The sequence below is a fragment of the Paenarthrobacter nitroguajacolicus genome, from assembly GCF_029952445.1.
In the GTDB taxonomy this organism is placed as follows: domain Bacteria; phylum Actinomycetota; class Actinomycetes; order Actinomycetales; family Micrococcaceae; genus Arthrobacter; species Arthrobacter nitroguajacolicus_B.
Genome location: NZ_JAQPPK010000002.1, coordinates 61,338 through 74,655, shown reverse-complemented (window position 1 = coordinate 74,655; position 13,318 = coordinate 61,338). Strand labels below are relative to the sequence as shown.

The following is a 13,318-nucleotide window of genomic DNA, read 5'->3' as shown; positions in this document are numbered from 1 at the left end:
GGGGCGCAGAGTGGGCCCCGCATTTTGGGGGTCTGCGTTGTGGGGCCTGGTGTGCGCGCTTGGTGGTGGGTTTGGGGCGCAGAGCGGGCCCCGCAAGGCAGGGCTAAGCGTGCATCGCTCCCTTGAACCAGCCCGTGATGGTGGCCGGGTGCGTGATCGCGGTGCCAACCACCACGGCGAAGGCACCGGCGTCGTGGGCCAGTCGGGCCTGGGCAGGAGTATGGATGCGGCCTTCTGCGATGAGCGGCTTTCCGAGGTTGGCGGAAGCGATCTGCTCCAAAAGCTCCAGATCCGGACCGTCGGTCTTGGGGCGCTCCCCGGTGTAGCCGGACAACGTTGTTCCGATCATGTCCGCGCCGGCCTCAACAGCTGCTACGGCGTCGTCGAACGAGCCGCAATCGGCCATGACCAGGGCGTGGGATTCCGCGTGGATTCCGGCCACGGTGGCAGCAAGCGTCAGCCCGTCCGGCCGCTCCCGCCGCGTCCCGTCAATGGCTACAACGTGTGCACCGGCATTCGCTACCGCCAGGGCATGCCGAAGCGTAGGAGTGATGAAGACGCCGTCGTGCCCGTCTTTCCAGAGCCCAATCACGGGAACCTCGACGGCGGCACGAGTGAACTGCACGTCGGCAAGCCCCTGGACACGGATCGCCGCCGCACCACCAATAACAGCCGAAGCCGCAACCTGGCCCGTGGTCCGGGGATTGCGCATGGGTTCACCCGGGTACGCCTGGCAGGAAACAATGAGCTGGGAACGGAGGGCCTCCAGGCCATCAAGTGTGAGGATCACGGGTTCGTCCTAACTAAGTACGAGTTTCGCGGCGCCAACAATGGCCGCGGAGTTGCCCAGGGTGGCCCGGACAACGGGGACGGCGGATAAGGGTGCCAGCAGCTCCTGTCGCAGGGCGGCCTCCATGGGTTTCCACCAGGGTTCACCGGCGTCCGCCAAACCGCCTGAGATCACCACGGTTTCCGGGTCCAGGATGTTGATAAGGCCGCCGACCGCTTGTCCGGCGGCACGTGCACCGAGTTCGACGGCGAGCCGGGCCGCGGTGCCGGCCGCACCGCCGTCGTGGGTTCCTTGGGCGAGCTTAAACACGCCACGGGTGTCCGTCGCTTCCGCGACCGAACCCTCGAACCGCAGGAACGACTCATGGATGGCCGGCCCGGAAGCGACGGCCTCAACGTGCCCGGCGGAACCGCAGACGCACGGCAGAGGAACCCCATCAACAACAGCCAATGGCGAAGCAAAGTGGCCTACATGCCCGCCCACATAACGGTGCCCCAGGAGAGCTGCGCCGTCCAGAACAAAGCTGCCGCCAACACCTGTCCCGAAAGCAACCAGCAAGGAGCTTGAGGATTCCGCGGCCGCGCCAAGCCAGGCTTCCCCGAGGGCATGGGCGTGGACGTCGTTGACGGCCCGGACCGGCAGCCCCAAGCGGGAATGCAACCCTGAAACCAGGGCGGTCCCGGCCCACCCACGAATCGCGTCGGTGGCCGAAACAACAGTCCCGGCAGAAGCGTCGATGACCCCGGCAGAGCCGATGCCGACGCCGGACACAGTATGTCCGGCGTCGGCGGCACGCGCCACCAAGCCCGAGATCAGCGCTGCGGTGGCGTCGAGGATCGCTTGGCCACCTGCCCGGTTGAGGGTCGGAATGGTGTCCGACATCAACACTTCTCCAGAGGAGGAGACAACCCCGGCGGCGGTCTTGGTGCCGCCGAGGTCAACGCCGATTACACAGGTCATTGAAGCGGGCATGGAAGCGGTCACTGAAGCTAGACCAGCCCGTTCCGCTCCAGGATTTCGCGGATCGCTGCGGTCTCGGAGTCATTGAGGGACAGCATCGGCGAGCTCATGGTGTTGGACTCGATGACGCCCATGATCTGCAGTGCGGTCTTGAACGCGCCCAGGCCGGCAGCGCCTCCGGAGACGCGGCCGTTGGGGGTGTAGACGATCTCGAAGACGTCAGCCAAGCGGTCCTGCTCGCGCGCGGCACCAGCCCAGTCGCCGGCCTGGGCGGCGTCGAACAGTCGGCGGTAGCCCGCCGGATCGACGTTGCCGAGACCCGGAACAACGCCCTGCGCGCCGCCCAGGAGGGCGCCGTCCACTACGACTTCGTGGCCGGTGAAGATGTCGAAGTTGGGGATGTCCTTGGCCGCGAGCAGCAGCTGGCGGAAGGAAACGTCGTCGCCGGAGGAGTCCTTGACGCCGGCAATCACGCCGTCGCGGCCGAGGCGGACCAGGAGGTCGGTGGGCAGCTTGAAGTGCGTGCGGACGGGAACGTCATACGCGAAAATCGGCTTCTCGATGGCGGCGTGGATGTCGCGGAAGTGCGTTTCTGTTTCCGCGGCGTTGCCGATCGCGTAGTACATGGAGGTAACCACGATCGCGTCTGCTCCAAGGTCAACCACCTTGCGGGCTTCCTCGATGACGCGGTTGGTGGTCTGCTCATTGGCGCCCACGATCAGCGGGACGGCTCCCGCATTGGCGTCGGCGATGGTGGAGACCACCAGCTCGCGCTCATCGTTGGTGAGGTAGGGGACTTCGCCGGAGGAGCCCAGGACGAACAGGCCGGACACACCGCCGTCGATCAGGTGCTTGGTGACGTTCTTCAGCGACGCGGTGTCGATGCTGCCATCGGCGTGGCGGGGAGTGATGACCGGGGGGATGACGCCCTGGAATTGAGTGGACACAGAAATCTCCGTTGTTGGTAACTTGCGAAAGGAAAAAGCTAGATGTGAAGCAGGCTCGGCGCGGCGCCCAGCAGCTTCTTGGTGTAGTCGTTGCTGGGGTTGTCGAAGACCTGCGCGGCTGTGCCCTGCTCGACGATCTTGCCGAAGTACATGACGCAGATGCGGTCCGAGACGTACCGGACGGTCTGGATATCGTGGGAAATGAACACCATGCCGAGGTTCAGCTGGGTCTTGAGGTCGGACAGCAGGTTCAGGACCTGCGCCCGGACGGATACGTCCAGGGCCGACGTCGGCTCATCGGCCACGATGATGTCCGGCTCCAACGCCAAGGCGCGGGCGATCGCCACACGCTGGCGCTGGCCGCCGGAAACTTGCGACGGCGTTACCTCGGCGGCCGATTGCGGCAAGCCAACCAGCGCCAGCAGTTCCTTGACCTTGGCAGCGCGGGAGGCTGCGTTGCCAATGCCGTGGATCTGCAGCGGATCGGTGAGGATGTCCTGGATGGTCATGCGCGGGTTCAGTGCGGTGGCCGGGTCCTGGAAGACCACGGAAACGGATCGGCCGAACTCCTTGCGCATGGCCGCGTTCCGCTTGATGGCGGGCTTTCCGTGGAACAAGACCTTGCCCGACGTCGGCGGCTGAAGTCCCACGAGCACTGAGGCCAGCGTGGACTTGCCGCAGCCGGACTCACCCACGATGCCCACGGTTTCGCCGCGGCTGATGGTGAAGTCCACGCCGTCGACGGCTTTGACGATGTTCGGCCGGAAGAGGCCACCGGTGCGGGCGCGGTGGTAGACCTTGACGTCCTTGAGCTCGATGACCGGCTTTGGCTCCTGTTGAATTGACGGGCTCATTTCGCGTCCTCCTTCAAGTGGCTTGCCCAGTAGTGGTCGGCATCGTCGCCGTTGACGGAGTCAACCGAAGAAACCGTCGTCAGGACCAGCCGTTGGTGGGGATCGGCGTCGGGCCGCAGCGAGCGGGGCGCAAAGCGGTCCCCTGTGGCGAAGTCCCTGGGGGAAGGAACGGTGCCGGGTATCTGGTGCAGCCTTGCAGCGTCCGCTTCGATGGAAAGCACTGCGCCAAGCAGCCCCCGGGTGTACTCGTGCTTGGGGTTCTGCAGGAGTTCGGACGCCTGTGCGGATTCCACCACCTGGCCGGCGTACATGACAGTGATGCGGTGCGCCAGGGAGGCAACCAGGGCGAGGTCGTGGCTGACGAACACCATGGCGAAGCCGAGCTGTTCGCGCAGTTCGTTCAGGAGGTCCACAACCTGCTTCTGGACTGTGACATCCAAAGCGGTGGTGGGCTCATCGGCCACGACGATCCTGGGCGAGCGGGACAACGCCATGGCGATCAGCACACGTTGGCGCTGGCCACCGGAGAGCTCGTGCGGATAGCTGGCCAGCGTCCGGACGGGATCCAGCTTCACCATTTCCAGCAGCTCGGTGGGTGTCTTGCGGCCGCCGCGCTTGGTGAGCTGCTCCATCTGTTCCTTGATCTTCATGGACGGGTTCAGCGAGCTGAGTGCATCCTGGTAGACCATGGCGATCTGCTCGCCGCGGAGGCCCACATAGGCCTTCGGGTTGCTGTGCTTGGTGGCCGGATCAAGCAGTTCCTTGCCGTCGAACGTGATGGATCCGGTCACCTGCGCGGTCTTCGGGAGCAGTCCCATGACGGCCAGGGAGGTGATGGACTTGCCACAGCCGGACTCGCCCACGAGGCCCATGGTTTCTCCTTCGCGGACCGTGAAGGAAACGTTGTCCACGATCGCGATATCGCCGAAGCGGCCGGGGAAGCGGATGGAGAGGTTCTTCACCTCGAGGACGTTGCGTGCGCCTGCAGGTACCTGCGGAAGGCGGTCGGTGCGCTTCGCCTCGATTGCTGCGAGGAGCTCCAGTTCGCGGTCCAGCGAGAGGTTCGGGTTGCTGGCCGCGATCCGGACGTCGGTGAGCACGGCTGACTGGTCACGATCGCTGGTGACGCTGTCACCGGAAGCCGTGCGGACGCCGTCGAGCTCGTGTTCCTCAAGTACGGAAGGCTGGGCCACGGACGTCGCTACTTCGGTGTCAACGGCGGACACGGCAGCGGTAGCACCGTCGTCGTCCTTCACCGCAGGCGCACGCCGGAGCCTGGGGTTGACCATGGCGTCGGTAAGACCCTCGGCGAGGATGTTCAGCGAGAGAACGGTCAACAGGATGGTCAGGCCAGCGAAGGTGGTGGCCCACCAGCCGCCGGATAGGACCAGGTTGCGGCCGTAGGAAATCACGTTGCCCCACGACGGCGCGGGATCCTGGACACCGGCCCCGAGGAAGGAAAGCGAAGCTTCGAGGATGATCGCGTCGGCCACCATGACCGTGGCGAACACGAGCACCGGGGCAGCAGTGTTGCGGACGATGTGCTTGACCAGGATGTAGAAGCGGCCGGCACCGATCACGCGCTCAGCACGGACGTAGTCTTCGCCGTACTGTGCCAGGACGTTGGCGCGGACCACACGGGCAAGTTGCGGAGTGTAGATAATGGCGATCGCGATGATGATGGTCGGGACCGAGTTGCCGAAAGCCGCGAGCAGTACGGCGGCCAGGGCGATACCCGGGAACGCCATGAGGATGTCCATGAGCCGCATGATGATCTCGTTCACGGACTTGCTCGAGGTGGCGGCGAAGGAGCCAAGGAGCGCACCGGCGAGGATCGCCAGGCCCACAGCGCCGAGGCCGATCATCAGCGAAGACTGCGCGCCGAACAGGAGGCGCGAGAAGATATCGCGGCCCAGGCGGTCAGTGCCAAAGAAATGTTCGGCGCCCGGGGGAGTGGCCGGGATGAACGTTTCGAGGGGATCGTGCGGGGCAATGACCGGGGCGAAGATTGCTGCCAGGACAATCACAATGAGGAAGAGCAGGGCGATACGGGAGCCCCAGGGCAGGGCCTTGAAACGAAGGCCCGGAGCGCTTAGCCGTTCTGCGAGCTTGCTGCGCATGAGCTATACCGTCCTGATTCGGGGGTTGATGAGCAGGTAGAGAAGGTCCACCACGATGTTCACCAGAACAAAGGTGACTGAGATGGTGAGCACCACGCCCTGGACCAGGTTCACGTCCAGGTTGGTGATGCCGTTGAGGATGAGCTGGCCCATGCCGGGCAAGGCGAAAATCATTTCAATCACGACGGCGCCACCCAGCAGGTAGCCAACGCGCAGTCCCAGCACGGTCACCGGAGTGACCAGTGCGTTGCGAAGGACGTTCTTGGAGACCACCTCGCGGTATGGGACCCCGTTGCCGATGGCGGTACGGACGTAGTCGCGGTCCAGTTCTTCCACCATGGATGTACGGACCACGCGGATCAGCGATGCGGACACGGGAATGCCGAGCGCCAAAGCCGGGAGGGCCATGGAGTTGAGCCAACCGCCAAAGCCGGATTCCGGCGTCGCAATTCCGCCTGAGGGGAACATTGGGTTCTCACCGAGTGCGAACCACTGGATCAGCAGGATGCCGAGCCAGAACGACGGCGTGGCGATCGCGGCGATGGAGAAGACGCGGACCAACTGGTCCTGCCACTTGTCCCGGTACAGAGCGCCGAGGACGCCGAACGCCAAGGACAAAACGATCGCGATGAGCACGCCGAGGAAAGTCAGCTGCAGCGTCAAAGGGAAAGCTGAGCCGATCATGGAGGCCACCGACTTGGCCGGCGGGGTGGTGGTGCCGAGGTCGAACTGAAGGAGCCTGCCGAGGAAACGGAAGTACTGCAGGACCAGGGGATCGTTGAGGCCATTGTCCTGGCGGTACTGCTGCTTCGCTTCTTCGCTGGCACCGTCGCCGAGGGCTGAGCTGGCCTGGTCGCCGGGAGCGGCCTGCAGGACCATGAAGACGAGCAACGTGATGCCCAGGATCATTAATGGCAATGCTGCAAGCCTGCGGCCAAGCAGACGCAATATCGTGACCAATGTGTTCTCCGGTTGTTAGGGGTGAAGCTGGGTTGCGGGGCCCGCTCTGCGTGCAAAGTGGGGGCTTTAGGACGTAAAGCGGGCCCCGCAACGTTGGGGGACCGCCTAGGCGGTGCGTCCGACGTCGATGAAGGACAGGCCCGTGGTGGGCAGGGGCTGGAAGCCGTTGAGCTTCTTTTCATCCCAGGCGCTGGGCAACTGGCGGTGGAAGACGGGGTACAGCGGAACTTCCTCCGAGACCATGTCCACGATTTCGCCCACGATCTTCTTGGCTTCCTCACCGGAGGCCTGCGAGCCCTTGTCCATGAGTCCCTGGAGCTTGGTGCGCTCCGGCGTGGTCCAGAACGCGCGCTTGTCCATCCACGTGGCGCCGGAGTAGAACCAGCTCAGAAGCAGGTCGGCATCGTTGCCGAACACTGAGGGATCACCGGGTGCAGCCACCACGGTGTAGTCGCCCTTGCCAACACGGTCGCTGTACAAGGCGCCGGACTGGAGGCTCTTGACGGTGACCTTGACGCCGGGGATCTTGTTCCAGGATTCGAGGATCAGCGGTGCAACGTCCTTGACCCAGGCGGTGTCTGTAGTGAGCAGTTCGAATTCGAGGTTCGTCACGCCGGCCTGCTTGAGCAGGTCTGCGGCCTTGGAGGTGTCAAAGCCGTAGACATTCTTGGCCTTGACGTAGTCCGGGTGGCCCTCCTGGAAGTACGAGCTGGCAGCCTTGGCGTTCCCGAACAGGGCCTTCTTGATGATGGCTTCCTTGTCCAGGCCATAGTGCAGGGCCTGGCGGACAAGCTTGTTGTCGAAGGGGGCCTTGGCGCAGTTGAACATGAGGAACAGCAGCCCGAAGGACTGGACGGATTCAACCTTGACCTTGGACTTCAGGCCGTCAACATCGAGGTAGGGCACGTCTTCAATTGCCTGGACCCGGCCGGACTGGACGGCGGTCACGCGGGCTGCGGCGTCGGAGAGCAGCAGCCAGGTCATGCCCTTGGCCAGGGCGGGCTTGGGGCCATTGTAATCGGCGAAGGCCTCAAAGACGATCTTGTCGTCCTTCACCGCGGAGATGAGCTTGTAGGGGCCGGAGCCCACGGGCTTGGCATCGAAGGCCTTCAGGTCTGTTGCAAGAGCCTTGGGGACGATCTTCACCACGGAGATGCGCGGTCCGAAGCCCGGGAAGGCGTACTTGAGCGTGAACTCCACCGTCTTGGCATCAACAGGCTTGACGTCCTGGATGAACGGGATGAACTGGGAGAAGAGCGACTTGTTGGCCGGGTCCATGACGCGGGTGAAGGAGAACGCCACGTCCTCGGTGGTGACGGGGGAGCCATCGTGGAACTTCGCGCCGTCGCGGATGGTCACCTGGTAGGTGGTGTCGTTGATCTTTTTGGGATCCGTGGCTGCCAAGGCGTTGTAGGGCTGACGAGTAGCCGGGTGAAGCTCGATGAGGCCTTCAAAGATGTGCAGGTTGGCCGCCATCGGCGTGGCGCCCGAGGAGCTCAGGGGATCGAAGCCCGTGGAGAGCGCGTAGGAAATGCCTGCCTCGATGGTGAGGTCCTTGTTGACCGCAGCGGTGTTCGTTGCGTTACCCGTGGTGGTGCTGGCAGCGCCGCCGCACGCAGAAAGGGTTGCCGTGAAGGCGGCTGCTGCACCAACTGCGCCGCTTAGCTTCAGGAAGTTCCGGCGGCTGGCGTCGTTGACCAGCGGCAGGCTTTGGATCGTCTTGCTCATAGGGTGCCTCACCATTCGCGTTTCGTGGGTTATCGGATGTAGGACGTCCGATGCTCGTATGGAAACTGTAAGGGCGGTCACAACGGAACGTCAAGCGGGATTCGATGGCTAGGGCGCGCTCCGCGCGCCTTCGGCTTGCCGGCTGCGGCCGGTCCGAGGGGGAAATCCCGGGGAGAGATCTGAAGAAATCCCCTCCATGGCTATGAAGGAGATGGGACATCCGATATTGTATGTTGCGAGCTACTCATCACGAGGTGGACGCTAAGCTCACTTCAATATTAATACCGCACCCCTTCGCAACCATGGGGGCTGGTGCTCGGCAAGGAGAAAGCCATGACAACTTCCGGTGTGGTTCCGCAGGCGCGGTTCAGCGCACAGGCCCGGCTGCGTGCACTGCAGTCGGACATTATGGAACTGATCCTTGAACGCGAGCTGGAAGCAGGCGATCCCTTGCCCACGGAGAGCGAGTTGTCAGTTGCCCTCGGCGTTGGCCGGAACACTCTCCGTGAGTCGCTGAAGGTGCTCCAGGCTTTGGGGGTCATCGAGATCCGCCATGGCTTCGGCATGTTCGTGGCGCCCAGCAACTTCGATGCGCTCGCCGACGGGCTCACCTTCCGCGGGAGGCTTTCCCTCCGCCATCAGGGGCTTGAGGCATTGCAGTTGGTCGACGTACGCCAGGCCCTGGAATCCGGACTCATTGGTTCCTCCATGGACGTCATGACCAAGGAGCAACTGGCCACCATCGAGGAATCGGTCAAGCAAATGGAGGAGTTGGCCGCGGCTGGAGAGAACTTCGTTGCCGCGGATGCCGAGTTCCACCGCCGCCTGTTCGAGCCGCTCAACAACGAGCTCCTCATCAACCTGATGGGCGTTTTTTGGAAGGTGTACCGCAAGATCCACGTGGAGATCGGCCCGGGCAACGAGGACCTGGCCAAGACCGCGGCCATGCACCGGGACATCTACGCCGCCGTCGCCGCAGGAGACAAAGCCGCAGCGGCTGAGCTGCTCAACCGGCACTTCGATGGCATCCGCCGCCGCATCAGCGAAGCGGTCGGCGAGTAACAAGCGCAACGCAAGGGCCGCCGTCGTGCCCAACTGAGTAACAGCACATGCTCTACTGCGCCGTCAGTGGAGCGTTATCTGTTACCTACTTGGGTCCGGCGCCGCGCCAGCCGGCGATGAGGACTGTCCGCAGGTAGTCGTAGCGGAAATCGTTGATGTTGGTGACGTCGGACAGGGACGCGATGCGTTGGGGGAGCGCCGTCCCGGTCAGGGCCCCAACCCCGAACATGTAGGCCCACTCGTGAAATCCCTGCGGTTTGTCGGGCAGGGCCTTGCGCATCACTGCGATGAAGTCCCTGGCCATGGGGTCGAAGTATTCGGCGAGGATGCCGCGATCGTGCGCCGAGGGGTCCGAAGCTTCCCGCAGGACGAGGCGGGCGAACAGCTTCCCGTCCGCTGTTTCCTGTGCCTTCAGTGTGGGCATGAGGAAGGCGTCCACAATTCGTTCGACGGCGTCACTCGCTGAGGGGTCGACCGCCAGTACTTGCCGCCGGCGTTCCTCGTTGAGGTGCTGGTACCGGGCGAAGACGGCCCTGTAGAGCTCCAGCTTGGTGGCGAAATGGTAGATCACCAGGGGAGCAGTGGTGCCGATTTCCTCCGCTACAGCCCGCATGGTGGTGCTTTCGAAGCCGCGGTCGGCAAACATCCCCACGGCGACATCCAAAATCTGTTCCCGGCGGCGGGTGCCGGCTGTGTTTCCCTGTACTTCCGTGGACATGAGTCCCACCCTATCGGCCCCAGGGCGCATGAAGCCTGTGAGCATTGACACAAATTGAATGGGTGTATAAATTCTATTCCAACAGAAACTGAACGTGTGTATAAGTTCTAGTTTCCGTTTCGGGCAACGTCGCCCCCATCGGAAGGGATCCCATGAAACGTGGAACCAAGTGGTTCATCCTTGTTGGGTCGTTCATCATCTATCTTTTTGACGCCCTGGAAATCGCGGTGCTCTCCTTCGCGCTCCCTGCCATCAGTGCAGAGCTGAAGTTGACGCCGATTGCCGGGGGTCTTCTGGCCACAGCCACCCTGCTTGGCATGGGATGCTCCAGCATTATCACTGGGTGGGTAGCGGACAACCGGGGCCGCCGCATCGCCCTCATCGGGTCCATGGTGGTATTTGTCGCCCTGACCTCGGCGCTCTTTGTGGTGCCGAACTACGGGGTGTTCGTGGCCCTCCGGTTCCTGGCCGGCATTGGCCTTGGGGGAGTGTGGTCAGTTTTGTCCACCTACATTGTGGAAACCTGGCCGGCCGAACAGCGCGGGCGGGCGGTGGCTTTCGTGCTTGCCGCGTATCCGCTGGGCGGCGCAGGAGCAGCACTGATCGCGGGCGCCTTCATGCCCGATTGGCGGCTGCTCTTCCTGGTCACCGGGTTGTCCGCACTGCTGCCGCTGCTGATGGTGGTCTTTTTCTTTCCCGAATCCAAAGCGTGGCTTGCAGAGCGTGCGCAGCAGGAGGTGGCGCGCAACGTCACCGCCAAGGAACTGTTCACCGGCAGTTATCGGCGCCGCACCATCATCGCCACCCTGGTTGCTGTTTGCGCGTTCGTTGGTTTCTATGGCGCGTCAACGTGGATGCCCAGTTACCTCTCCAGCGAGCGCTGCCTCGATCCCCGGCAGGTCAGCCTCTTCATGACCATCCTCAACCTCGGCATGTTCGCCGGCTATATCGTGTTCGGCTGGATCGCGGACAAAATCGGCCGCCGCAACGCCATCATGCTCTCCCTCACCGGCACCGGATTTTTGATGCCGTTGTATGGTCTGGTCACCAACCAGGCGGCACTGCTGTGGATGGGGCCTCTCTACGCCTTCTTCATGACGTTTGCCGGACTTTTCGGCTCCTACCTTGGAGAGCTCTACCCCACCAGGATCCGCACCACGGGCGCCGGCTTCTGCTTCAACATCGGCCGTGGAGTGGCGGCCTTCGCACCTCTTGCCATGGGCGGGATTGCGGCAGCCTGGGGCTTCTCCTCCGGGCTGATCCTGTCCGGTGCGGTGTTCCTCGTGGGTGGGGCCCTCATGCTCTTCCTGCCACATACCCATCGCGGCGCGTCCACGGACGACTCCGTGTCCCCGTCCTACCTCCAGAAGGAACCCGTCAACAATGCCTGACCTTATTGACCTCTCCGTCAGCCTTCGTGCTGGTATCGCCTCGGACCCACCCGGGATGACGCCGCAAATTGAGTACCTCACCCACCGCGAAACCGCCAAGGACCTGGTGTCCTACTTCCCGGGGATGGCTGAGGAGGATCTTCCGGGGGAGGAAGGCTGGGCGATCGAGCGCATCAACGCAACCACCCATACAGGTACACATCTGGATGCCCCGTACCACTACGCCTCCACCATGGACGGAGGTGCGCGTGCCATCACCATTGACGAGGTGCCGCTCGAGTGGTGCTTCGGCCGCGGGGTGAAACTGGACTTCCGCCAATTCGAGGACGGCTACGTTGCCACAGCTGCCGACGTCGAGGCCGAGCTTGACCGGATCGGCCACCAGCTGGCCCCGGGAGACATAGTGGTGGTCAATACTGCGGCAGGCACACGCTACGGCTCGGACGACTACCTCACCAAGGGGTGCGGGATGGGCCGCGAAGCCACCCTTTTCCTTACCAGCCGTGGCGTCCGTGTCACCGGCACCGATGCGTGGAGCTGGGACGCTCCTTTCATCCATACGGCCAAGCGGTACGTGGAAACCGGCGACAACTCACTGATCTGGGAGGGCCACAAAGCCGGGATGGAGATCGGCTACTGCCATATCGAGAAACTCAACAACCTTGAAGTACTGCCGTCCACGGGGTTCCGGATCTCGTGCTTCCCCGTGAAAATCCACGGAGCCTCCGCCGGCTGGACGCGGGCGGTCGCGATCCTGGATGCGGGGTCGGTGGCGTGAAATTCTTCCGGTTAATGCTCGACGGCGTTCCCCGCCTTGGGCTGGCGAATCCTGACTTGGTTTCTGGCCGGCTTTATCCGGAAGGACTGGACGCTTTTGAAGTGATTGCCCGCCCGTGGGTCCCGGTGGACGGCGAACTTGTGGAGTTCGGTGCCGTCGAACTGCTGCCTCCTGTTGACGTCACCACTATCCGGGACTTCATTACTTTTGAGCAGCACACGGAGGGGGCATTGAAATCAGTAGCCCCCGATAAGGGCATTCCGCCCGCCTGGTTCGACGCGCCGTCGTTCTATTTCACCAACCCGCACGCGGCGATAGGCCACAACGCCACCGTTCCCATGGCGCCGGGATCGCGGCAATTCGACTTCGAGTTGGAAGTGGCAGCGGTGATCGGCGAGGACGGGAACAACCTTTCCGTGGCGGAGGCCGGGAATCACATTGCCGGTTACATGATCCTGAACGACTGGTCAGCCCGGGACCTGCAGCGCAGTGAAATGACGGTCGGGCTGGGGCCGGCCAAGGGCAAGGACACTGCGACGTCCCTGGGGCCCTTTTTCGTGACGAAGGACGAACTTGCCGACGTCACTTCTGACGGCTTTTTGAATGTCACCATGAGTGTCTCCGTGAACGGACGGGTATTGGCCACGGATTCCCTGGCCAATATGGCGTGGAACTTTGCCGAGCTCGTTTCCTACGCCAGCAGGGGTACGTGGGTTCGTCGCGGCGACATCCTGGGTTCCGGCACCAGCGGGGGTGGCTGCCTGTCCGAGTTCTGGGGGTGGTACGGGTCAATGGCTCCGCCATCGCTGGAACGGGACGACGTGGTGAGCCTGACTGTGGAGCGACTGGGAACGTTGACCAATCTGGTGGGAGGAGCTGCTCCGGTGCACGGGATCCCCAAGGCGCGGAGGCGTTCTTACGTTCCGCCGATGCCGTTCACTCCGGGCATCTAGGCCCGCCCTCACCGAACTGGGTAACAGTTCAGGTCGTTTTGAGCGCTCAAAACGACC

12 protein-coding genes are annotated in these 13,318 nt (G+C 63.4%); 4 read left to right on the top strand and 8 right to left on the bottom strand.

The window, feature by feature from the left end; genetic code table 11:
- Positions 1 to 103 precede the first annotated feature (103 nt).
- The 7 genes from PJL15_RS01720 to PJL15_RS01690 form a co-directional block, all read right to left on the bottom strand.
- A complete protein-coding gene (locus PJL15_RS01720; protein WP_281449484.1) occupies positions 104 to 790 on the bottom strand; it encodes an N-acetylmannosamine-6-phosphate 2-epimerase in 687 nt (228 codons plus the stop codon).
- A 9-nt stretch (positions 791 to 799) separates the two neighbouring features.
- A complete protein-coding gene (locus PJL15_RS01715; RefSeq protein ID WP_281449483.1) occupies positions 800 to 1,750 on the bottom strand; it encodes an ROK family protein in 951 nt (316 codons plus the stop codon).
- A gap of 29 nt (positions 1,751 to 1,779) precedes the next feature.
- Entirely contained in the window at positions 1,780 to 2,697 is a 918-nt protein-coding gene (locus PJL15_RS01710) for a dihydrodipicolinate synthase family protein (RefSeq protein ID WP_281449482.1), read from the bottom strand.
- A gap of 38 nt (positions 2,698 to 2,735) precedes the next feature.
- A complete protein-coding gene (locus PJL15_RS01705; protein WP_281449481.1) occupies positions 2,736 to 3,551 on the bottom strand; it encodes an ABC transporter ATP-binding protein in 816 nt (271 codons plus the stop codon).
- On the bottom strand, positions 3,548 to 5,671 hold the full coding sequence (locus tag PJL15_RS01700; protein ID WP_281449480.1) for a dipeptide/oligopeptide/nickel ABC transporter permease/ATP-binding protein: 2,124 nt from the start codon (positions 5,669 to 5,671) through the stop codon (positions 3,548 to 3,550). Before PJL15_RS01700 ends, PJL15_RS01705 begins: the two co-directional genes overlap by 4 nt.
- A gap of 3 nt (positions 5,672 to 5,674) precedes the next feature.
- Positions 5,675 to 6,631: an ABC transporter permease gene (locus tag PJL15_RS01695; RefSeq protein WP_281449479.1), complete on the bottom strand. Its 957-nt coding sequence runs from the start codon at positions 6,629 to 6,631 to the stop codon at positions 5,675 to 5,677.
- A gap of 105 nt (positions 6,632 to 6,736) precedes the next feature.
- Entirely contained in the window at positions 6,737 to 8,374 is a 1,638-nt protein-coding gene (locus PJL15_RS01690; protein ID WP_281449478.1) for an ABC transporter substrate-binding protein, read from the bottom strand.
- Between the two features lie 318 nt (positions 8,375 to 8,692).
- Here PJL15_RS01690 and PJL15_RS01685 point away from each other — a divergent pair, with 318 nt between their 5' ends.
- Positions 8,693 to 9,421 (top strand): FadR/GntR family transcriptional regulator, encoded by a 729-nt coding sequence (locus PJL15_RS01685; RefSeq protein ID WP_281449477.1) that lies wholly within the window; start codon positions 8,693 to 8,695, stop codon positions 9,419 to 9,421.
- Between the two features lie 85 nt (positions 9,422 to 9,506).
- Here the strand turns inward: PJL15_RS01685 and PJL15_RS01680 are convergent, their stop codons facing one another.
- The gene (locus tag PJL15_RS01680; RefSeq protein ID WP_281449476.1) at positions 9,507 to 10,139 is read right to left on the bottom strand and encodes a TetR/AcrR family transcriptional regulator; all 633 of its coding nucleotides are present in this window, start codon (positions 10,137 to 10,139) and stop codon (positions 9,507 to 9,509) included.
- A 152-nt stretch (positions 10,140 to 10,291) separates the two neighbouring features.
- Here PJL15_RS01680 and PJL15_RS01675 point away from each other — a divergent pair, with 152 nt between their 5' ends.
- From PJL15_RS01675 to PJL15_RS01665, 3 genes are read left to right on the top strand one after another with little or no spacing between them, the layout of a single operon-like run.
- Positions 10,292 to 11,530 carry an MFS transporter gene (locus PJL15_RS01675; protein ID WP_281449475.1) on the top strand — a complete coding sequence of 413 codons (1,239 nt, stop codon included), beginning with the start codon at positions 10,292 to 10,294 and terminating at the stop codon, positions 11,528 to 11,530.
- Positions 11,523 to 12,308, top strand: coding sequence for a cyclase family protein (locus tag PJL15_RS01670; RefSeq protein WP_281449474.1), 786 nt, complete (start codon positions 11,523 to 11,525; stop codon positions 12,306 to 12,308). The genes PJL15_RS01675 and PJL15_RS01670 overlap by 8 nt, the downstream gene beginning before the upstream one ends.
- Complete coding sequence (locus PJL15_RS01665; RefSeq protein ID WP_281449473.1) at positions 12,305 to 13,261, top strand: fumarylacetoacetate hydrolase family protein; 957 nt, start codon at positions 12,305 to 12,307, stop codon at positions 13,259 to 13,261. The genes PJL15_RS01670 and PJL15_RS01665 overlap by 4 nt, the downstream gene beginning before the upstream one ends.
- Positions 13,262 to 13,318 lie beyond the last annotated feature (57 nt).

What these genes read in the sequence shown, in the direction of transcription:
- PJL15_RS01685 (WP_281449477.1), top strand. Translation starts at nt 8,693, where the DNA reads ATGACAACTTCCGGTGTGGTTCCGCAGGCGCGGTTCAGCGCACAGGCC.
- PJL15_RS01705 (WP_281449481.1), bottom strand. Translation starts at nt 3,551, where the DNA reads ATGAGCCCGTCAATTCAACAGGAGCCAAAGCCGGTCATCGAGCTCAAG.
- PJL15_RS01700 (WP_281449480.1), bottom strand. Translation starts at nt 5,671, where the DNA reads ATGCGCAGCAAGCTCGCAGAACGGCTAAGCGCTCCGGGCCTTCGTTTC.
- PJL15_RS01715 (WP_281449483.1), bottom strand. Translation starts at nt 1,750, where the DNA reads ATGACCTGTGTAATCGGCGTTGACCTCGGCGGCACCAAGACCGCCGCC.
- PJL15_RS01675 (WP_281449475.1), top strand. Translation starts at nt 10,292, where the DNA reads ATGAAACGTGGAACCAAGTGGTTCATCCTTGTTGGGTCGTTCATCATC.
- PJL15_RS01670 (WP_281449474.1), top strand. Translation starts at nt 11,523, where the DNA reads ATGCCTGACCTTATTGACCTCTCCGTCAGCCTTCGTGCTGGTATCGCC.
- PJL15_RS01690 (WP_281449478.1), bottom strand. Translation starts at nt 8,374, where the DNA reads ATGGTGAGGCACCCTATGAGCAAGACGATCCAAAGCCTGCCGCTGGTC.
- PJL15_RS01680 (WP_281449476.1), bottom strand. Translation starts at nt 10,139, where the DNA reads ATGTCCACGGAAGTACAGGGAAACACAGCCGGCACCCGCCGCCGGGAA.